The 20,439-nt window shown below is 70.1% G+C and carries 16 protein-coding genes; 4 read left to right on the top strand and 12 right to left on the bottom strand.

What is annotated here, in order from left to right:
• Positions 1-59 precede the first annotated feature (59 nt).
• The 5 genes from KV205_RS15940 to KV205_RS15920 form a co-directional block, all read right to left on the bottom strand.
• A complete protein-coding gene (locus KV205_RS15940; RefSeq protein WP_265865016.1) occupies positions 60-1,847 on the bottom strand; it encodes an ABC transporter ATP-binding protein in 1,788 nt (595 codons plus the stop codon).
• 237 nt (positions 1,848-2,084) lie between these two features.
• A complete protein-coding gene (locus KV205_RS15935) occupies positions 2,085-4,733 on the bottom strand; it encodes an aminotransferase class III-fold pyridoxal phosphate-dependent enzyme (protein WP_265865015.1) in 2,649 nt (882 codons plus the stop codon).
• Between the two features lie 222 nt (positions 4,734-4,955).
• Positions 4,956-6,179: a beta-ketoacyl synthase gene (locus tag KV205_RS15930; RefSeq protein WP_265865014.1), complete on the bottom strand. Its 1,224-nt coding sequence runs from the start codon at positions 6,177-6,179 to the stop codon at positions 4,956-4,958.
• On the bottom strand, positions 6,176-6,463 hold the full coding sequence (locus tag KV205_RS15925) for an acyl carrier protein (protein ID WP_265865013.1): 288 nt from the start codon (positions 6,461-6,463) through the stop codon (positions 6,176-6,178). The genes KV205_RS15930 and KV205_RS15925 overlap by 4 nt, the downstream gene beginning before the upstream one ends.
• Before the next feature lie 40 nt (positions 6,464-6,503).
• On the bottom strand, positions 6,504-7,544 hold the full coding sequence (locus KV205_RS15920; protein WP_265865012.1) for a 3-oxoacyl-[acyl-carrier-protein] synthase III C-terminal domain-containing protein: 1,041 nt from the start codon (positions 7,542-7,544) through the stop codon (positions 6,504-6,506).
• A 310-nt stretch (positions 7,545-7,854) separates the two neighbouring features.
• Here KV205_RS15920 and KV205_RS15915 point away from each other — a divergent pair, with 310 nt between their 5' ends.
• Complete coding sequence (locus KV205_RS15915) at positions 7,855-8,757, top strand: diiron oxygenase (protein ID WP_265865011.1); 903 nt, start codon at positions 7,855-7,857, stop codon at positions 8,755-8,757.
• A gap of 43 nt (positions 8,758-8,800) precedes the next feature.
• Here KV205_RS15915 and KV205_RS15910 read toward each other — a convergent pair whose 3' ends face one another.
• Entirely contained in the window at positions 8,801-9,697 is an 897-nt protein-coding gene (locus KV205_RS15910) for an SDR family oxidoreductase (protein WP_265865010.1), read from the bottom strand.
• A 215-nt stretch (positions 9,698-9,912) separates the two neighbouring features.
• On the opposite strand from KV205_RS15910, the gene KV205_RS15905 reads away from it, so the two are divergent.
• Positions 9,913-10,818, top strand: a complete 906-nt coding sequence (locus tag KV205_RS15905) for a diiron oxygenase (RefSeq protein ID WP_265865009.1) — start codon at positions 9,913-9,915, stop codon at positions 10,816-10,818.
• A 152-nt stretch (positions 10,819-10,970) separates the two neighbouring features.
• On the opposite strand, the gene KV205_RS15900 is transcribed toward KV205_RS15905, so the two are convergent.
• Genes KV205_RS15900 through KV205_RS15880 form a run of 5 tightly spaced genes read right to left on the bottom strand, consistent with a single transcriptional unit; the run spans position 10,971 to position 17,024 of the window.
• Positions 10,971-11,324, bottom strand: coding sequence for a DoxX family protein (locus tag KV205_RS15900; RefSeq protein WP_265865008.1), 354 nt, complete (start codon positions 11,322-11,324; stop codon positions 10,971-10,973).
• Entirely contained in the window at positions 11,321-13,288 is a 1,968-nt protein-coding gene (locus KV205_RS15895) for an acetoacetate--CoA ligase (RefSeq protein WP_265865007.1), read from the bottom strand. Before KV205_RS15895 ends, KV205_RS15900 begins: the two co-directional genes overlap by 4 nt.
• Positions 13,285-14,862, bottom strand: a complete 1,578-nt coding sequence (locus tag KV205_RS15890; RefSeq protein WP_265865006.1) for a bifunctional 3-(3-hydroxy-phenyl)propionate/3-hydroxycinnamic acid hydroxylase — start codon at positions 14,860-14,862, stop codon at positions 13,285-13,287. The genes KV205_RS15895 and KV205_RS15890 overlap by 4 nt, the downstream gene beginning before the upstream one ends.
• 9 nt (positions 14,863-14,871) lie before the next feature.
• Complete coding sequence (locus KV205_RS15885) at positions 14,872-15,849, bottom strand: fumarylacetoacetate hydrolase family protein (RefSeq protein ID WP_265865005.1); 978 nt, start codon at positions 15,847-15,849, stop codon at positions 14,872-14,874.
• Between the two features lie 29 nt (positions 15,850-15,878).
• Positions 15,879-17,024, bottom strand: a complete 1,146-nt coding sequence (locus KV205_RS15880) for a VOC family protein (RefSeq protein WP_265865004.1) — start codon at positions 17,022-17,024, stop codon at positions 15,879-15,881.
• Between the two features lie 135 nt (positions 17,025-17,159).
• Between KV205_RS15880 and KV205_RS15875 the strand changes: the two genes are divergently transcribed.
• Positions 17,160-17,795 carry a TetR/AcrR family transcriptional regulator gene (locus tag KV205_RS15875; protein WP_265865003.1) on the top strand — a complete coding sequence of 212 codons (636 nt, stop codon included), beginning with the start codon at positions 17,160-17,162 and terminating at the stop codon, positions 17,793-17,795.
• An 11-nt stretch (positions 17,796-17,806) separates the two neighbouring features.
• Here KV205_RS15875 and KV205_RS15870 read toward each other — a convergent pair whose 3' ends face one another.
• Positions 17,807-18,232, bottom strand: coding sequence for an LmeA family phospholipid-binding protein (locus KV205_RS15870; protein WP_265865002.1), 426 nt, complete (start codon positions 18,230-18,232; stop codon positions 17,807-17,809).
• A gap of 322 nt (positions 18,233-18,554) precedes the next feature.
• Here KV205_RS15870 and KV205_RS15865 point away from each other — a divergent pair, with 322 nt between their 5' ends.
• Entirely contained in the window at positions 18,555-20,168 is a 1,614-nt protein-coding gene (locus KV205_RS15865) for an MFS transporter (RefSeq protein WP_265865001.1), read from the top strand.
• Positions 20,169-20,439: the final 271 nt, after the last annotated feature.

Here is a 20,439-nt window from a genome sequence, read left to right as displayed (position 1 = left end):
AGGCCCTGGCCGTGGGCGTGAACCGGCCGCGGTCGTGCAGCAGCCCTGGGGGACTCCCCTCACCTGCCGGAAGGCCCGGCCGGGAGCAGAAGCTGGGTCGCGGCGAGCTGTGCGTACAGCTCGTCCCGGTCCACCAGTTCCTCGTGGGTACCGATCGCGCGGACCCGGCCGGCGTCCATGACCACGATGCGGTCGGCGCCCGTCACCGTGGACAGGCGGTGTGCCACCACCAGGACGGTGGTCTCGCGTGCCGTCTCGGCGATGACGTCCCGCAGTGCCAGCTCGTTGACGGCGTCGAGTTGCGAGGTCGCCTCGTCCAGGAGCAGCAGCCGAGGTCTGCGCAGCACTGCGCGGGCGATCGCGACGCGCTGGCGTTCGCCGCCGGACAGCTTCGAGCCGCGGTGCCCGACCAGGGTGTCCAGGCCGTACGGGAGACGGTCGACGAGGGTGTCGAGGCGCGTCCGCGCGAGGACGTCGCGGACGTCTTCGTCCGTCGCGCCGGGCGCGCTGTGGACCAGGTTCTCCCGCAGCGTGCCGGCCAGGACCGGAGCGTCCTGCTCCACGTACCCGATGACGGACCGCAGTTCGGACAGCGGCCACTGCCGTATGTCCGTGCCGTCGACCAGGATGCGCCCGCCGGTCGTCTCGTAGAACCGCTCGATGAGCGAGAAGACCGTCGACTTGCCCGCACCCGAGGGGCCGACGAACGCGGTCATCCCGGCGCCCGGCACGTCGAAGTCCACCCGCTGGTGGATGTACGGCAGCCCGGGCCCGTAGCGGAAGGACACGTCCTCGAAGCGGACCGACGCCGGACGCACCGCTGTCCGCACCGGCTTGTACGTGGCCGGCGGCTCCGCAACAAGACGGTCCACCTCCTTGATCCGGGAGATCGCGGCCGCGCCCTCCTGGTACGCGGAGGCGGCCTCGACCAGCTTGTACACCGGCTCCATCAGGTAGAACAGGTACAGCAGGAAGGCGATGAGCGTGGAGACGGGGATGTCCCCGGCGGCCACCCGCGCCCCGCCGACCGCGAGCACCACGAGGAACGCCAACTCGACAGCGAGGTTGTCCGCCGTTCCCAGCAGGGCCTCCCATTTCGCGCCGCGCACGCCGTGGCGCCACGCCCGTCTGGCCGACGCCTCGACGCGGGCGGTCTCCCGCTCCTCGGCACCGGACGCCTTCACCGTGCGGAACGCGCCGAAGACCCGCTCCAGGCCGGTGGACATCTCCCCGACCGCGGCCTGGGAGCGCTCGGCGGCCTGCCCGATCTTCGGCATCACCAGGGCGGCGCCCGCGCCGACGACCAGGACCACGACGAGGGTCACGCCGAGCAGGACGGCGTCCAGGAAGGCCATCACCACGACCGCCGCGATCAGCGTGAGCGCCCCGGTCGCGGCGTTGACCACCGCCTGGGTGCTGACGGCGCGCAGGAGCGTGGTGTCGGAGGTGACCCGTGACATCAGATCTCCCGGCTGCATCCGGTCCACCGCCGAGAGCCGCAGTCGCAGCAGCCGGCCGATGAGGCCGCGGCGGGCGGCCAGGACCACCGACTCGGCCGTCCGCTCCAGGACGTAGGCGCCGAAGGCCTCGGCCACCGTGCTCAGCAGCACCAGTACGGTCAGGGCCAGCAGAACGGCGGCGATCGTGCCACCGGAAGAGAGCCGGTCGACCAGCGCCTTCGTGGCCAGCGGCTGGAGCAGTCCGCCGGCGGCCCCCGCCAGCGCCAGCAGCAGACCGAGTACGACGGTCCAGCGATGCGGGCGGACATGTCCGTACAGCGCCTGGAGCGTCTCGCGGACGCGCAGGGACTCGGCACCCGTCGCCTCCGAGGCGGATGCGGTGTTCACAAGATTCCTTTTCCCATGTGGTCTGCCCCGCACATGGTCAGCGGTGGGGGCGGCGTCGGCCCGCTTGAGTACGACGGGTCATGCCCCCAGCCTGGAACCTCGGGCGCTCCGTGGGCCATCCGGCGATCGGCGGGTGGACCCCCGCCAAGTGACTGAAGAAGCCGGCCCGGTGGCGCCGACGCCCTGATATGCCCGGTCTGCGAGCACGAGGCTCTGCCGGGGACAACGTCTCGTTCCTCAAGTGGTGAAGAAACCGTCGTCGTTCATTTCCTCGATGCTGCGCGCGAATGCGCGGGAAACCTGCTGGAGGTCGTCCATCGTATGGGCGGCGCTGAGCATCATCGTGTGCAGTTCGGGCACGTAGACCCCCTGCTTGCGCATGTAGTAGGAGAGCGCGAGATTCGCTTTGAAGTTCGACCCGGTCAGCCGGTCTCTGATGAGTTGAGGGGTGGCGTGGTCGAAGGTGATGGAGAAGATCGAGTGTGCGGCTGTGACCTTGCAGGGGATTCCGATGTCGGCTGCATGTGCGGTCAGGTTCTGTGCCAGCCACTCCGTCTTGCGCTGGAGATCGCCGTAGATACCGGGGTGCGTGCTCAGGTGAGCGAGTACGGCGGCACCCGCTGCGGCGGTGACGGAGTTTCCGCTCATCGTTCCGCCGACGAAGGCCCGGGTCTCGATGTCGACATAAGGGTCGCCGGTGGTGCGCGCGATGTCGATGACGTCGGGTCGTCCGGCGACGGCTCCGCACGGCAGGCCACCGCCGATGATCTTGCCGAGACAGGTCAGGTCCGGACGGACGCCGGCGAGGCGCTGGGCGCCTCCGTAGTGCACGCGGAAGCCGGTGATCACCTCGTCGTAGATCACCAGGACGTTCTCGCGCGCGCAGACATCCCGGAGTTGCCGCAGGAAGGAGCGGTCGAACGCTGCCGTCGTCACGGGCATGGGTTCGAGGATGACGCAGGCCAGCGTCTTCGCATGGGCGGCGATTCGGTCGAGCGAGGCCGGGTCGCCGTATTGCAGGACGAGTGTGTCCTGCACCAGCGTGCGTTGCATGCCGGCCGAGTTCGCGACCGGGTTCGGGCACCGGGCGTCGCCGCTGTAGCGGAACAGGGAACTCACCAGGCTCTGGTCGGAGAATCCGTGGTAGTGACCTTCGAACTTGGCCACGCGTTGCCGGCCCGTGTACGCGCGGGCCATGCGCAGCGCCATCTGGACGGCCTCTGTTCCCGAATTGCCCAGGATGACTTTCGTGCCTGTGCCGAACGCCTGGGCGATGAGCTCCGCCAGCCGCAACTCCGCCGGGTTCCCCAGAGCATTGACCGCGCCCCGGGCGACGGCTTCCTGGACGGCCTGGACCGTGCCGTGATGGCCGTAACCGAGGATGTGCGGCCCGTACCCGCACGAGAGGTCGATGTACTCGTTTCCGTCGAGGTCGTGAATGCGGGCGCCTGACGCCTTCGCGACGACGAGGGGGAAGGCGCTGGGCAGGCCGTAGCGATCCAGGTGAGTGGGGGCGACCAGGTAGCCGGCCGCGTCGTGCCGGGCCGCCAGGGAACGGGGGCTCAGGCCGCCGATCTCGCGCTCGAACCTTTCGCGCACGTCATCGCTCATATAGGGCGAGAAGAGGTCGGTGAAGCGCCGGGCGTTCCGGTAGAGGTCGATGTCCGGATCGGTCTGCGTCACGAACCCCTCGCCCGTGAGCAGGGACAGTGACAGCAGCGAGAACCGGGTGGAGGCACGGGCGCCGTAGCCGTACAGCAGGCGGGTGGCGTCGTCGAAGAACGCCATGGTGGACCAGCGTGATGTCTCCGCTTGGAAATGGTGACGCAGAATGGCGGCCAGGGCCTCCGCGTACTCCTCATGGCGCGGCAGCAGCACGTCGGGGTTGGCCACGAAGGTGCGGACGAAGCGCTCCGTAGCCGCCTCCCACTGCCCGCGGATGCACGCGTAGTAGAAGGCAGACAGGCTCCACTTGTCGTCTGCGGACAGGGTTCCCACCAGACCGAAATCGAGCAGGACGATCCGGCCGTCGGGGCGGAACAGGATGTTTCCGGGGTGCGGGTCGACGTGGAACCGTCCGTGGAAGAACACCATGCTGTAGAAGACGTCCTGGAGACGGCGTGCCAGGGACGACCGGGAGTGGCCGACCTGGGACGGGTTCATCCCGGGGACGCCGTCGACGTATTCCATGACCAGGACATCGCCCGTGCACAACTCGTCGAAAATGCTGGGAATGTGCAGGAACGGATGGTCACGGAAGTTCCATGCCACCTCCTTCTGCCGGGCGGCTTCCTGACGCATGTCGCACTGGCCCGCCAGGAGGGGCCGCAACTCGGCGAAATGACCGGGAAGGTCGTATCGACGCACCGGGGGGCACAGTGCGTGCGCGACGACGAGAAGCACGTTCAGGGCTCGCGTGCCGGCCTCCAGCCGTTGCCTGACGCCGCTCTTGACGACCTTCACGGCGACGTCGGTACCGCAGTCGAGTACGGCGCGGTGCACCTGGGCGACACATCCGACGGCGACCGGTTGCCAGTCGAAGGACTCGAAAGCCGCTGCGACGGGAACGGGAAGCCCGCGGTCGATCGCTTTGCGCAGAGCCGCATCCGGCATGGGCGGAAGGTCGGAGAAGAAGGCCCGGAACTCCCCGGCCGCCGCAGCGGAAAGGATCCCGGACTGCGTGCCCAGGATCTGCCCCGCCTTCATGTACAGAGGCCCCATACGCAGCAGGTAACTGCGCAGCAGGGCGGCGAGACGTCGGCGCGCATCCGGGCGGCCGGGGTGGAGGGCACGGTCCAGGACCCATCGCAGCATGAAACAGGACGTCCACCACAAGAGCCGTCCCGCCTCCACACCCGCACCGGTGGCCAGGCGCAGGCTGGACACGCGGGTCCAGCGACGTGCGTCGGGCCGGGGCGCAAGGCCGCCGGCCGGTCCGAGGCCAGCCGTGCCCGGTGTCCCCGGGGCGGGTGTGTCGGCCGGGCCGCTGGGCGTCTCCACGGCGGGCGACAGTGCGGGGGAAGTCCGGTAGGCCACGACGGTTCCTACTCCGGTACGGGCTCCGCGGTCGGCGCACTGCCGTGTGGGAGCAGGTGGGCTCGGGACGGCCTACGCCTGGCGAAGGACGAGTACGGCGTTGTGCCCGCCGAAGCCGAACGAGTTGCTGATCACTGCCTGCATACGGTGCGGACGAGGTTCCTTGGCGACGACGTCGAGGTCGATCGCCGGGTCGAGTACGTCGAGGTTGGCCGTGGGCGGAATCGTCTGGTGCCGCAGGGTCAGGGTGGCGAGCACCGCTTCGATGGCCCCTGCCGCGCCGAGGGTGTGGCCCGTGACGCCCTTGGTGGAAGTGACGGGGGGCGGATGGCCGTTGAAGAGGCGGTGGAGCGTGGCGGCTTCGATCTGGTCGTTCATGGGAGTGGCCGTGCCATGGGCGTTGACATGGCCGATGTCGGTCTCGTGCAGACCGGCGTCGGCCAGCGCCGCGGTGAAGGCCCGCTCGAAGCCGGCGCCCGCGGGATGGGCGGCGGCGTAGTGATGGGCGTCGGTGGAAGAGCCGTATCCGCAGAAGTAGGCGTGCGGCCGGGCGCGGCGGGCCCGCGCGTCGCTCGCCCGCTCGAGTACGAGTACGCCCGCGCCCTCGGCGAGGACGAATCCGTCACGGTCGCGTTCGAAGGGGCGGCTGGCACCTTGCGGGTCGTGCACACGTGTCGACAACGCGCCCATCTGGGAGAAGGACAGCGAGGTGAGCGGGTGGCAGGGCGCCTCCGCGCCACCGGCGAGGACGATGTCGCACCGGTCGGCCAGCAGCAGGTCGCGGGCGGTGCCCAGAGCTGTGGCCCCGGAGGCACAGGCCGTGGTGACGGCCATGCTCGGTCCCCGCGCTCCCAGCGCGATGCAGATCTCGGCGGCCGCGGCATTCACCGTCGAGCGGGGCACGGTGAGGGGGGAGAGCGTCGCGTATTGGTGCTCGGTGTACTTGCGCAGCGCCGTAACGCTGGTTTCCTTGCTCTCCGTACCCACTCCGACGACGACTCCGACGCGGGCACCGTCCCAGGTGGTGGTGTCCAGGCCCGCATCCGTGACCGCCTGGTACGCGGCGGCGAGCGCCAGGTGGACGAAGCGGTCGGTGCGCCACACAGCACGGCCGAGCAAGGCTGCGGCGTCGAAATCCGGGACCCGACAGCTGAGGGGAACGGGTACGTCGCCCAGATCCGGGTCGACGGCGGCCGGGGATTCACCGGAGCACACTCCCCGCCAACTCGTGACGGCGTCGGTCCCGGCCGAGGTGAGGAGTCCGACGCCGGTCACAGCGATGTCGCGTCGACTCATGCGGGACGCACCGGAGCGCCGGTGGCCGCCGGCAGTGCCGCCGCAGGCTGCTGCGCGCGTTCGACGGCGGCCACGGCCTCGCGGAAAGTGGCCTGGAGGGACTTCAGATGCTCGGGTTCCGGTACCCGCAGGCCCATGTCGTCCTGCAGGATGCACATGAGTTCCACCACTGCCAACGAGTCCATACCCAGGTCCTCGAGCGTGCTTTCGGGCGTGATGGTGTCCTCGGGAATGTTGAAGTGGCGCGCGACGACGCTCTTGATCGGTTCGTACAGGGAAGTCATCGACTGTTCCCCCATCGATGGTCGTGGGCGGGAAGGACTTTCACAGCCGGATCACCACCAGGCCGGCGCTGCTGCCCGCGGCCAGGCCGATCAGCGCCACCAGGTCCCCGGGCGCTGCGAGTCCCCGGTCCATGGCTGTGGCGAGCTGCAGCGGCAACGACGCCGAGGCGACATTGCCATGACGGGGAAGAGTGATGACCAGCTTCTCCCGAGGGATTCCGAAGCCCGCGGCGCACAAGTCGTCGAGGTCGCCGAGGGAGACCTGGTGCACACCGATGAAGGCGAAGTCGGCGACTTCCAGGCCGAGTTCGTCGAGCAGCGGTGGCAGGTGGGAGCGGCACAACAGGCGCAGACTCTCGCGCATGCGGGTGCTCTCCATCTGGAAGTAGGCGTCCTCCGCGGCAGCCGACCGCACGGAACGGGTCCCGCCGTGCACGACGGTGGCACACGGCCAGAGGGCCGATTCGGCCGAGAAGCGCGCACCGAGCACGCCGCGGGCCCGTGAGGGGCTTCCGGTGACTTCTCCGGCCTCCCACAGCATGGCGGCACCGGCGTCGGAGAACCCGTAGGAAGGGAAGGAACGAGCGAAGGCGGCGGCATCGGGGACCCGCAGCCGCGCGTACAGGGACGGCGCCTCCCCGCACGTGATCAGCACCCTGCGGTATTGCCGCGAGGAGATCAATCCATGAGTGATTTCAATGGCGTTGAGAACACTGTTGCAGGCGTTCTTCACATCGAACACCGGGCAGCCGAGCCCCAGTTCCGCGGCGACAATGTGGGATGTCGCCGGCTCCGCCAGGTCCTGGCTCGCCGCCGCGAAAATCATCAGATCGACGTCGTCGGGCCCGGCACCGCAGTCGGCCAGCAGTTTACGTGCCGCGTTCGCCGCGAGGTCGGAGGCCTGCTGGTCGTCACCGATCACATGGATGCCCTGAACCCCCGTCAACTGCGACAGCAGCCCGGGCGGCGGAACGAAACCATTGCTCGCGGCCGCGATCTGAGATTCTCGCTCGGCCATCGCGACCCACCGTTCGGGCAGGTATGCGGCCACACCGACGAGGCATGCCCTGAGGTCACTCACCCACGAAAAGCTAGCAATTGGTCGTCAACCGATGGAATGCGACACTCGGCACGGAAGTCGCGAGAATGAGTTCACCCGGAAGGTGCAGACATCTTTTCGAAGCGATTGATTCGTGTATATATGAGCTGCCCGGCTGCCGGATCACCCGGTGTCCCCAGCGGCCCCGGTCAACGCCGCTGACGCGCCCCGCCGTCCAGCGTCCCGAGGTTCCGCAAACCTTTCAACAGGCCCCTCGGCCAGATGCCTCGGCCTGACCGCCCGCGGCACCCGGGCGATCCCCTGCCCACCGACCGAAGGAGCGGAGCCGCTCATGACACATCGCCCTCCGCCGCGGACCCAGGACCCCGCCGGCGTCGCGCAGCGCCTGCTGCGCGCCTCGCCCGGTCCGGCGCCCGCCGACCCCATCGACTGGGACACTCCGGTGCCGGACGACGTCTGGTTCTGCCGCCCCGAACGCCTGTCGCTGTACGGGACGCCGCTGTGGGAGGAGATGGACCAGCAGCAGCGGGTCGAACTGTCCCGGCACGAAATGGCCAGCTTCATGAGCGCGGGGATCTGGACCGAACTGTGCCTGATGCAACTGCTGGCACGGCACATGGCCTCGTCCGGAAATTTCGGCGACAGCCGCAGCACCTACGCCCTGACCGAAGTGGCGGACGAGACCCGGCACTGCGTGATGTTCGGCCGGATGATCCACGCCATGGGGTGCTCCCCGTACACACCCTCCGCCGTCGTGCAACGGCTGTTCACCTTCGCCGGCACCCTGTACAGCGAACTCAGTGTCTTCGCTCTGGCGCTGGTGATCGAAGAAGTCAACGACCGCTTGCAGCGCGAGATCGTGCGGGACGAGCGCGTGCAACCGCTGGTTCGGGAGGTATGCCGCCTGCACGTGACCGAAGAGGCCCGCCACGTCAGCTTCGCCCGAACCGAACTACTGCACACCGCGGCCCGCGCCTCCCGCCCGCACCTGGCCCTTCAGAGGGAACTCACCGCCGTGTCCGCCTACGTCGCCCTGGCCCAGCGGATCCACCCCGACGTCTATTCGGCAGTCGGCCTCGACCCCGCCCGCGCCCGCCGTGAGGCCCGCGGCAACCCGCACTACCGCCAGACGCTCCGCTGGAGCGGTGAGAAACTCACCGCCTTCCTGGCGCAGGCCGGGATGATCGGCCGCCTGCAGCGGCACTGGTGGCGCAGAACGGGCCTTCTGCCGTGACCACAAGGGGAGCCGAGCACTCCGTCGCGTACGCCGACGGGCGTCACCACGGCCGGCACCACCGGCGCGCGACGTACTCCACCCACTCGTGAGAACCGACCGTTCCCAACGCGACCCGCTTGACGTGATCACTCACCCGATGCGGAACCAGCGCATCGGCGACCATACGCACCCGCGTCCGCGCCCCGATCACGTACCGGGCCCGGGGACGGGCCGCTCCCAGAGCGCGCTCGACCGCCCGAGCCACCGGCTCGGGCGCCGGGAGCATGGCACCACCCGCACGCAGCGGTGCCTCGGCAGCCTGGTACATGCCGGCGAACGGCGACCGCCCGTCCGTCGCCAACTCCCGCAGGCCGTCGGCAGCCTTGTTCCAGATGTTGCTCGCGTATCCGCCGCCCTCGATGAGCACCACCTGCACGCCGGCGGGCGAAGCTTCCATCCGCAGCGCGTCGTTGACAGCCCCCAGCGCAGCCTTGCCCGCGCAGTACCACCCCATGCCCGGCGCGGTGATCCGGCCCCCGAGAGAGGAGATGTTGACGATGCGACCGCCGCCCCGGCGACGCATGGCCGGGAGGAGGAGTCTGGCAAGCCTCGCGGGAGCCAGCACGTTGACCTCCAGCAGATGGCGTACCGCCTCGTCGTCGATGTCCTCGACCGCCCCGGCCAGCGGGATTCCCGCGTTGTTGACGAGGGCCCACGGAACGCCACCGCCTTCTTCGGCGACCTGGTCCACCACATGCCGACAGGCCGAGGCGTCGGCCACGTCCAACAGCACCACGCTCAGGCGAACGCCCCGCTCGGCAGCGGCAGCACGCAACCGGTCCGCCTGCTGGTCGCTGCGCGCGGTGGCGATGACCTCGTATCCGGCGGAGGCCAGTCGCAGCGCGGTGGCCAGACCAAGCCCGCTCGTCGCCCCTGTGACCATGACGCTGCGCTGCATAGCGGGCCTCCTCGACACCTTCATGGGCGGTGATCACCGTGTTTTCGTGCGGCATTCACTCTGCCAAGCATTCGGAATGCAGACGTGACAGCGGACCGGCGCGTCGGCGAAAGCAGCCACAGCGCATCCCACACCCCGCCCCCTCTCAAGCCATGGATTCCCCGCCTGCAATGCCCCACCACTGAAGCAACGGACCTCCGAAGGAGTGACGCCCCATGACCCACCATTCCCTGCCGCAGGCCCAGACTCCGGAATCTGTCGCACGGCGCTTGCTGAAGACCTCCGCCGCACGCTCATTCGATCCCGCCACGGACATCGACTGGGAAGCTCCGCTGGAGGAAGACGCATGGTTCTGCGTACCCGAGCGACTGTCCCTGTACGGGACACCGCTGTGGGAGAAAATGGACCAGCGGCAGAGGATCGAACTGTCACGGCATGAATTCGCCAGTCTCGCCGGAGTGGGAAGCTGGCTCGAACTGTGCCTGATCCAAATGCTCGCCCGGTACCTCACGTCACGAGATCTCAAAGATCCACGAACTCACTACGCCCTCAAGGAGATGGGCGACGAAACCCGGCACGTCACCATGTTCGGGATGCTGCACCGCAAGCTGGACTGCCCCGAGTACGGCCCGCCGGCGTACCTCCGTCATGTGTTCACCGCGGGCAGCCTGGCATTCCAGGACCTCACCACCTTCGCCCTCACGCTGGTGACCGAGGAGCTGCTGGACCGGTTCCAGCGGGAGATCGCTCGGGACGAGCGCGTTCAGCCCCTGATCCGGCGGATCTGCCAGATCCACGTGATCGAAGAGGCCCGCCACGTGAGCTTCGCCCGCACCGAACTACGCCACGCGGTGGCACACGCCTCACCGCCCCGCCGCGCCTTCCACCGCCACCTGACCGCCCTGGCGGCGTCCCTGGACGTACCGTGCCTGCTGGACCCGGCCCTCTATCGCGCTGTCGGCCTCGACCCTGCCGACGCCCGCCGGCAGGCCAGGTCCAACCCCCATTTCAAGGAGACGATGCTCTGGAGCGGCGAAAAGCTCATCGCCTTCCTCGTGGAGACCGGCATGATCGGCCGAGCCCAGCACCCATGGTGGAGACGCGCGGGGCTGATGCGGTGACCGCGCACGATGGGCGCTACGTGCGATCTCTGACGCGTCTCCCTCACGGCCGGCGCACTGCAAGCGATCCGTGAGCGGGTCGGCAACCGTGGCGTGACGCGGGCCCTCCGGATCGACCACCTCATGCGTCGTGACGGCGCACATTTCGGATGTCAGCCGGCTGCGACCGTCGCCCCGGCGTACGCCACCGCCGTCAGGGCAAGCACGGCGGCCGGTAGGGCCCGCACGGGCGGGTCGCCGTGGCGCAGGTGGACAACCGCGGCCGCGGTCATCAGAAGCGCCAGCCCGATGCCGGCGGCCACCCCGAGCGGGGCGGAGGCCGGTCCGAGGAGCAGTCCGACGGCTCCGGCCGCCTCCAGGGCGCCGACGACGCGGTAGAGGCCCGGTGACATGCCGAGGTGCGCTGCCGCCTGCCGCATGAACGGCACCGCGGCGATCTTCCCCAGTCCCAGCGGGAGGAAGACGAGGGACAGCGCGACGGCGAGGGTGATCTGTGCGGTGGTCACGCCGGCCGCCTCCGGCGTTCGGTGCTCAGGCGGGCGAAGTGGTCGATCAGGTCGGGGGCGTCCACGGCTGCCGGGTTGACGACCTGCTCGACCGGAGCGCCCTGAAGGAGGCGCTTGACGGGGACTTCGAGTTTCTTGCCGGTGCGGGTGTGCGGGATGCCCGGCACCTCGATGATCTCGTCGGGGACGTGGCGGGGTGAGGCGCCGGTACGGATCGCTTCCTTGATCTTCTCGCGGAGGGCGTCATCCAGGGTCACCCCGGCGGCGAGGACCACGAACAGGGGCATCCAGTAGCCGCCGTCGGGTTCCTCCGCTCCGATGACGAGGGCCTCGGTGATCTCGGGGAGGCGTTCGACGACGTCGTGGATGTCGGCGCTGCCCAGGCGTACGCCGTTGCGGTTCAGGGTGCTGTCGGAGCGCCCGTGGACGATCACCGAGCCGTGACCGGTGACCGTGATCCAGTCGCCGTGCCGCCAGACGCCGGGGTAGGAGGAGAAGTACGCGTCGCGGTAGCGGGTGCCGTCGGGGTCGTTCCAGAAGTACAGCGGCATCGACGGCATCGGGCGGGTGACGACCAGCTCGCCCACCTGGTCCACCACCGGGAAGCCCTCGCCGTCGTACGCGGCCAATGCCACGCCCAGGTGCGGCGCGGACAACTCCCCCGCCCAGACCGGCGTGTTGGGCGCGCTGCCCGCGAAGCCGGACACCACGTCCGTGCCGCCGCTGATGGACGCGAGCAGGACATGGTCGCCGACGTGGTCGCGGACCCAGGGGTAGGCGGAGGCCGGCAGGGCGGAGCCGGTGCAGCCGACCACACGGATCGACGACAGGTCGTGCCCGGACGGGTCGATGCCGTACTTGGCCATGCCCAGCAGGTACTGGGGGCTGGTGCCGAAGACGGTCACCCGGTGGCGCGCGGCGAGCTCCCACAGGACGTCGAGCCGGGCGAAAGGTGCGGGGCTGCCGTCGTACGTACAGGTCGTGGCGCCGGTCAGCAGAGTGGAAGCGACCAGGTTCCACATCATCCAGTGGGTCGTGGTGTACCAGAGCAGACGGTCGCCGGGTCCGAGGTCGGAGTGCAGGCCGAGGGTCTTCAGGTGCTCCAGCAGGACGCCGCCGTGACCGTGGACGATGCCCTTGGGCAGACCGGTGGTGCCGGAGGAGAACACGACCCACAGAGGGTGGTCGAACGGCACCGGCGTACACGTGAGTTCCTCAGTGCGGGTGGACGCGTCCTCCCACGGCACCACCGGCGACGGGAACGCTCGCGAAGGCCACGGCAGGCCCACGTGGTCCACCAGCAGCGTCGCCTTCAACGTCGGGAGGTGCGCGGCCAGCTCACCGGCGGCCTCGCGGCGGTCGTGGGTGGTGCCGTTGAAGAGGTAGCCGTCGGCGGCGATCAGGACGGTGGGTTCGAGCTGGGCGAAGCGGTCGGCGGCCGCCTGGGGCGCGTAGTCCTGCCCGCAGACCGACCACACGGCGCCCAGGCTCGCGGCGGCGAGGAACGCGACGATCGCGTGAGGGGTGTTGGGCAGATAGCCGACGACCCGGTCGCCCTGGCCCACACCCAGCTCGCGCAGGGTCGCGGCCACCGAGGCGACCTGGGCGCGCAGGCGGCCCCCGGTCACCTCGTAGCAGGAGCCGGTCTCGTCGAGGGCGATGATCGCCACGTCGTCGGCGGCGAGGTTACGCAGGGCGTGGTGGGCGTAGTTGAGGGTCGATCCGGTGAACCAGCGGGCATCGGGCATCCGCTCCTCGGCCAGCACCTGCTCGTACGGGGTGTCGGAGTCGATGTCGAAGTACTCCCACACCGCGCCCCAGAAGCCTTCCAGGTCGGTGACCGACCAGCGGTGCAGGGCGGTGTAGTCGGTGCCGTCCCTTCCGGTGTGGCGGGCGAAGTCCATGATGCGGCTGTTCGCGACGGCCTTGGGGTCAGGGGTCGTGAAGGGGTCCGGCCTGGTCATCGTGTGGAGCTCCTCAGCAGGCTTTTCTCGATGGTCCGTGGGGAAGGGTCGGGGCTGCGCGTGGTGTGCAGGAGCGACGCCCAGGCGGCGGTGTCCGTGAAGTCCGCGCCCCCGGCCGGCACGACGTCCGCGACGACGCGGTCGGGGCGCAGCAGTACGGCATCCGCCCGGCCACCGCGCAGCCAGGCAGCGAGGGTGCCGTCGTCGCCGAGGCCGGTGACAGGGATCGTCCGGGCGCCGAGCGCGTGGGCGAGGGCGTTCAGTGCGGGCCAGGGTTCGGTGGCGGTCAGGATGGTGAAGGAGTCACCGAGCAACTCGTCGAGGCGGGTCCGCCGTCCGCCGGTGGTCATCCATGGTTGCGGGCAGTGGGTGCCCGCGAGGCCCCTGCGGTTGCGGCGTCGGACGAGGGGTCCGGCGGTCAGGGGCGGGCTGAGGTCGCGGCCGGCCAGCTCCGTCAGGCCGGGTATGCGGCAGGCCGCGGCCAGGAATCTGCGGCGCAGTGCCGCGGCGCTGTCCTGGCCGCCGGTCATGGCCCAGCCCATCGCGACCGCGAGCCGTATGACGTGGCGGGCGTGCGGCTTGCGTTCGCTCTCGTACGTCTCCAGGAGCCGCTCGTCGCCGCCCTGCCCCAGGACGCGGGCGAGCTTCCAGGTGAGGTTGTAGGCGTCCCGCAGTCCCGCGCACAGCCCCTGTCCGATGAACGGCGGGGTGAGGTGGGCGGCGTCGCCGAGGAGGAAGACCCGTCCGCTGCGCCACCGGTCGGCGATGCGCGCCCGGAAGGTGTACTGGGTCTCGCGGACGACCTCGAAGTCCCCGTCGTAGGAGGGTGGCAGCCATGGGGCGACCAGCTCGCGGACCGGCTCGTCGCCGTCCCGGAGGCGGAACTCCCAGCGGTAGCGGTCCTCGCCGACGCGCATGAAGGTCGCCGGGCGGTGTGGGTCGCAGACCTGGTCGACGCCTTCCCAGCAGCGGACGTCGGCGTTCGTGCGGACGTCGACGACGGTCCAGCGTTCCTCGAAGCGCAGGTCCTCCCATACGGCGCCGATGGCGTCGCGGGTGAGGCTGTTCGCCCCGTCGCAGCCGAGGACCGCCTCGGCCCACAGCTCGTGCTCGCCGTCGTCGTCGCGGTAGGTCACGCGCACGGGGCCGGCGGTGTCCGGGGCGACACCGGTGACCTCCACGCCGCCGCGCAGTTCGCACCGCGGGTTCCGGTCGAGGGCGTCGCGCAGCAGTCGTTCCAGCTCGGGCTGGTCGAACATGCTGGTCTGCGGGTAACCGTGACGGCCGTGCTCGGTACGGCGGAACTCGGCCATCACCCGGTGCCGGGCGTCCAGCAGCCGCAGCCCGTTCGCCGGGCGGGCGATCGCGGCGAACTCCTCCCCCACGCCCGCGGCCTGGAGGATCCTGCGGACCTCGTCGTCGGTGGCGACGGCGCGCGGGAGCGGGTAGACGTCCCGGTGGCGTTCCAGGACGACGGCGCGCACTCCGCGCCGGGCGAGGAGAAGGGCGGCGGTCACGCCCACCGGTCCCGCGCCGATGATCACCACGGGTACCTGCTGTTCGGTGCGGCTCACCTCAGGTCCCTACTTCGCGTCCGTGACGGAGGTTCGCTGCTCGCCGAGGTCGATCCGGCCGTCCGGGGTCGCGATCGTCGCTGTGATCACGTCTCCCGCGTGCAGGTAGTGCGGGTTCTTCGCCTGGGACTTGAAGAACGCCTTCCACTTCATGGCGGGCGGCAGCAGCGCGCCGATCTTCTCGACCGGCTTCGGCGGGGCCTTGAGGGCCGTGCCGCCGGGCGTGCCGGTCAGCAGCAGGTCGCCAGGGTCGAGGGTCTGGAAACGGGCCAGCAGGGTGAGGGCCTGCGCCGGGCGGACGATCATGTCGGCGAGGGTGCGGTCCTGGCGCAGCTCGCCGTTGACGGACAGCTTCAGCCTGAGGTCGAGGAGATGGGCGAAGTCCTCCGGCTCCAGCAGGGCGAGGTACGGGCCGGTGGGTGTGAAGGTCGGGTAGGACTTGCTCTCGTAGAACTGCGTCCTGGTCAGCTGGATGTCGCGCGCGCTGACGTCGTTGGTGACGACGAGCCCGGCGACGTACGACGGCAGGTCCCGCTCGTCGACCGTGGTGCCGATGGGCAGGGTGGCGCCCATGACGAGCCCGAGTTCGACCTCGTAGTCGAGGAACTTCACGTGCGAGGGCCGTACGACGGTGTCGCCGGGTCCGCTGACCGAGCCGGACGCCTTGCGGAAGAAGGCGGGCGGGATGTCGCCCGTGAAGCCCGAATCACGGGCGTGGCTCCGGTAGTTGACCATCTGGGCGACCACCCGGCAGGGGGTGGTGACCGGCGAGAGGACGGCCAGGTCGGCAACGGGCGTGCCCGCCTCGGTCGAGCGTGCCGCCTCCCGTACGGCGTCACGGTCGGCGATCAGCTCGGCGGTGGTGGTGGCCTTGGTGTCGACAGGGATGGCCCGGTGGATTGGGGTCTCCCCTGCTCGAGCGGAGTCGAGAGCTTGGGGATGGACGACCCACCATCCGTCGGCGGTGCGCAGGACGTTGGTGCTCATGTCAGTACCTTCGTGAGGGGATTGAGGGTTCAGGACTTGGCGGCTCTGAGCAGGCCCAGCAGACGCGCCGGGTCCATCTCGTTGTCGCCGCGCAGGGCCTGGATGACGTCGCGGACCCGTTGCGGGGAGGGACTCGCGCCGAGGAAGTCGCGCGTGGCCGGTGGACCCCACTGGGCAAGACCGCTGGTCGACATGGGCGCCCACCCGGGCTCGACGTCGCGGGAGAACAGGTCGCCGTCGGCGAAGTGCTCCAGCATGAAGCGGTCGGGGTCACGCCAGTAGTCGAAGAGCTGGCTGCCCTGGATGTGCCGGCCGACGCCCCAGCTGCGCTGGTATCCGCGCTCTTTGAGGTATTCGCCGCCGACGGCGATCGCGTCCAGGTCGGTGACCTGGTAGGCGGAGTGGACATAGCCGGTCCCCGGCCCCAGGTGCATGGCCAGCGTGTGATGGTCGGCCGGCACGCTGCCGAGGTCGCAGCGGATGAACGCCATGGTCGGGCCGCGGTCGCGCTGCCCGTCCAGGAAGAGGAAGTCGGACACGATCATCCCCAGCGTGTCCAGGTACCAGTCCAGGGCCCGGCCGAACACACGGGTCTCCAGGACGACATGGCCCAGCCGCTGGATCCGGGACGGCTCGCGCGGCGGGCGCTGCGTGGCGTTGGTACGACGGTGATCCGTGCCGAAGTTGAGCAGCAGCGGCCGCTGCTCGGGCAGGGCCGGCAGCTGCTCGCCGCAGTGCACCACCCGCACCGGGAAGCCGGACGGATCGAGCAGGTCGACCGCCTTTCCGCCGCCGGGCACGTCCGCGTCACGCACGTCGGACCCGGTGGCCCGCGCCAGCCGGTCCAGATCGGGACGCTCCGCCGCGCGGAACGCCGGGCCGATGAAGCGGGACGCACGCCCGCGCCGGATCACCATGCACGGCGAGCCGGCGAACGTGCCGCGCAGCCACAGCTCACTCGCGGTGCGCGCGGCGACCTGGAAGCCGAAGTCCCGGGCGAAGACCTCGGCCTGCCCCAGGTCGGGCTTCTCGAACTCCAGCCAGGCCAGGTCCGCGACCTTGATCACGGGATTCCGGGAGCGGCCGGGATGCTCGCCCCGCAGGGCTCCCCGTTCGCTGTGCAGGTCCTGGTGGGCCGTCTTGGCATCGGCCCCGTGGACGCGGGTCTCAGACATGGTGCCCTCCGAGCAACATTGCCGTAATGAGGAAATCATCAACTTTGACAGTTCCGTCGTCAAGGCGTTCCCGGCGGGAAATGATGGATTCATCAGAACTGCAGTCGTCATCGTCTGCGCGGTTAGACTTGGCGCATGCCTACGTCAGCCCCGCCCAGCAACCGATTCGAGCGACGTCGCGCCGAGACCCGTAGCGCGCTCGTTCGCGCCGCCCGGCAGATACTCGCCGACAGCGGGGACACCGGCATCAGCATCCAGGCGATCGCCGAGCGCGCCGACGTGGGCTTCGGCTCCTTCTACAACCACTTCGAGTCGAAGGCCGAGCTGTTCGAGGCGGCGGTGGTGGACGCCCTGGAGGAGTACGGCCGGAACTTCGACCAGCGCCTGGCGGAGATCGACGACCCCGCGGAGCTCGTCGCGGCGGGCTTCCGCCTCAGCGCACGCATGGCCGACTCCCACCCCGAACTGATGCAGGTCCTGCGCCGCCGGGGCCTCGGTCACATCCACTCGGACAACGGCCTGGCCCGGCGGGCGCTGCGTGACATCGAGGTCGGCACGGCCTCCGGCCGCTTCACCGTGGTCGACCCGACCGTGGCCCTGTCCGCACTGGGCGGCACCCTGCTGTCCCTGGTGGAGCTGAGGTTCGCGCGCCCCGACCTGGACGGTGACGAGGCCGCGGCGAACCTGGCCGAGATGGTCCTGCGCATGCTGGGCGTACCACCGGACGACGCCCACGAGGTGGCCCGGCGCCCCCTCCCCGGCCCCGCCTGAGACGACCACTCCTACCCGGCGGCGGACGAACCTCGCCGAAAGGCGACCGAACGGCCGATGAAGGCGGCATCGATTCCGTCCCGCGTGATGGTGACGGACCGCAAGTGCAGCCCCTCGGGGACGTTCTCCAGCGGGATGGGATCTTCCAGGGCCCTGTCCAGCAGGGTTTTCGGCGGAGGAAGCAGCTCGCCCCGGACGGTGCGGACGTCCGTGAAGGCGATGCGGTCGCCCGTCGCCGCCGAGACGGCCGCACTCACGGTGACGTCGCCGGCGACCGGCAGAACGGCCGTCGCACTGATCCGCCCCGGCTCGCCACCCGGTGACACCCGCACGCCGAGCGCGCCCGACACATCACCGTACGAGAGGAACGCGGTCGCCCCGACACGGCCGGCGTGAGCCTTGTCGGCACATCCGGAGGCCTTCAGGCCGTCAAGCACGGGCCGCCGCGATCCGGTCGACCGCGACGCCACCGGTCAGCAATGCCGCCATAGAAGCGGCGACGACGATCAGGCGCCGCCCCCTCGGGGCCGGGTCCCGGCGTTCCCGCACTCCCGGAGGCCCAGCGGACACCCCTCCAGCGGGCCGGCACGTCAATAGTTGCACATCTATGAGCAACTAACTAACCTGCACATGGATGGGCAATTAACTGCCGGTCGCGCCTCGCAGGCCCCGACGGCCCCGACGGCCCCGCCCGCACCGATCCCCCTCACCGATCCCCCGCACCGAAGCATCCGCTTCACCCCCGCCGAGGAGCTCCCGATGCCGCTCTTTGCCAACACACCCGCCGAGAAGATGACCGAGCCCTACCCACGCCGCTGGTGGGCCCTGCTCGTGCTCTGTCTCAGCCTGCTGATCGTCGTGATGGCCAACACGTCGCTCGTCGTGGCCGCGCCGGACCTGACGCAGGACCTGGGACTCTCCAGCAGCGACCTGCAGTGGGTCATCGACGGCTACACCGTCCCGTACGCGGCGCTGATGCTGGTACTGGGAGCGATCGGCGACAAGTACAGCCGCCGCGGCGCGCTGGTCCTGGGCCTGCTGATCTTCGCGGCCGGTTCGGTCATGGGCGGCCTGGTCGACGAGACCGGCCTGGTGATCACCGCCCGCGCGATCATGGGCGTCGGCGCCGCCGTGGTCATGCCGGCCACCCTCTCCCTGCTGGTCGCGATCTTCCCGAGGGCAGAGCGCGCCAAGGCCATCACGGCCTGGAGCGCCACCTCCGGCCTCGCCATCGCCGCCGGGCCGCTGGCCGCCGGCTGGCTGCTGCAGGACCACGCCTGGGGCTCCACCTTCCTCATGAACGTGCCCATCGCCGTCCTCGGCGTCGTCGGGGCGCTGGTACTGGTGCCGCCGTCCAAGGCGCAGGGCATGGGCCGCATCGACTACGGCGGCGGTCTGCTGTCGATCGTCTCGGTCGGCAGCCTCGTCTACGCCACCATCGAAGGCCCGCACTTCGGCTGGGGCACCGGCCCGATCACCGCCGCCGGGCTCGCCGGCCTGAGTCTGGCGGCCTTCGTCGTCTGGGAGCTGCGCCACCCCAACCCCATGCTGAACGTGCGGAAGTTCAAGGAGCGCCCCTTCAGCGGCTCGATGCTCGCGGTGCTGTTCTTCTTCTTCGGAACCTTCGGCTCGATCTACTACTCCACCCAGTTCCTGCAGTTCGTCCTCGGCTACGACGCGCTGGAGACCGGCATACGACTGCTGCCGCTCGCCGGAGCCGTCTTCGTCGGTGCCGCGGTGACCGGCAAGCTGGCCCCGAAGCTGGGCGTGAAGCTGATGGTCGGCACCGGCATGGCCATCGGAACGGCAGGCGTCCTCCTGCTCACACAGATCGAGTCGGGCTCGACCTACTCAGACTTCCTGACGCCCCTGCTCCTGCTCGGCTTCGCGATCGGCCTGAGCCTGTCCCCCGCCACCGACACCATCATGGGCGCCTTCCCCGAATCGGAGCTCGGCGTCGGCGGCGGTGCCAACGACACCGCGCTGGAGCTCGGCTGCGCCCTGGGCATCGCCGTCCTCGGCTCGCTGCTGGCCACGTCCTACAAGGACAAGCTGACCGAGCTCGTCGGCGGCCACCTCCCGGCCGCCGCGATGGACACCGCCAAGGACTCGGTGGGCGGTGGCATCGCGGTCGCCGAACAGGTCGCCCTGAACCCCCAGGGCGGCGCCCAACAGGCCCAGGCCCTGCTCGGCGCGGTGCACGAGTCCTTCGCCCACTCCATCGCCCACACCAGCCTCATCGGCGGCGTCATCATGGCCGCCGGCACGCTGATCGTCATCGCCGTCCTGCCCGGCCGCAAGCGCGTCGCGAAGCACCGTCAGGAGCAGACGGACGGGACGGCGAGGCAGACCGAGACCGTGGGCGCCGCCTGAACCCCAGGGCATGACCGCGGCCCATGGCCGCCGACCGGAGGCCGGACAGCGTTCCGGCCTCCTCCACCAAGGACGGGCCGTGCCTGAGCGGTGCACGGCCCCGGACGGTGTCGGAAGGGACAGCCGGCACCGTCCTCTTGCTGCGTGCGTCCAGGGTGTTCGGCCGGGAAGAACCGAGTGGCCCCCCGGCTGGGGACTTCCCGGTGCGACGGAGAGGGTGCGCCGGGCAGGAACGCGCCCGGGGGCAGCGCCTTGGCACCGGGTCCGCTCG

The sequence above is a fragment of the Streptomyces sp. SKN60 genome (genome assembly GCF_026236535.1).
Lineage (GTDB): Bacteria > Actinomycetota > Actinomycetes > Streptomycetales > Streptomycetaceae > Streptomyces.
Note: the sequence above shows the minus strand (reverse complement) of the source record. Positions and strands in the feature narration are given on the sequence as shown.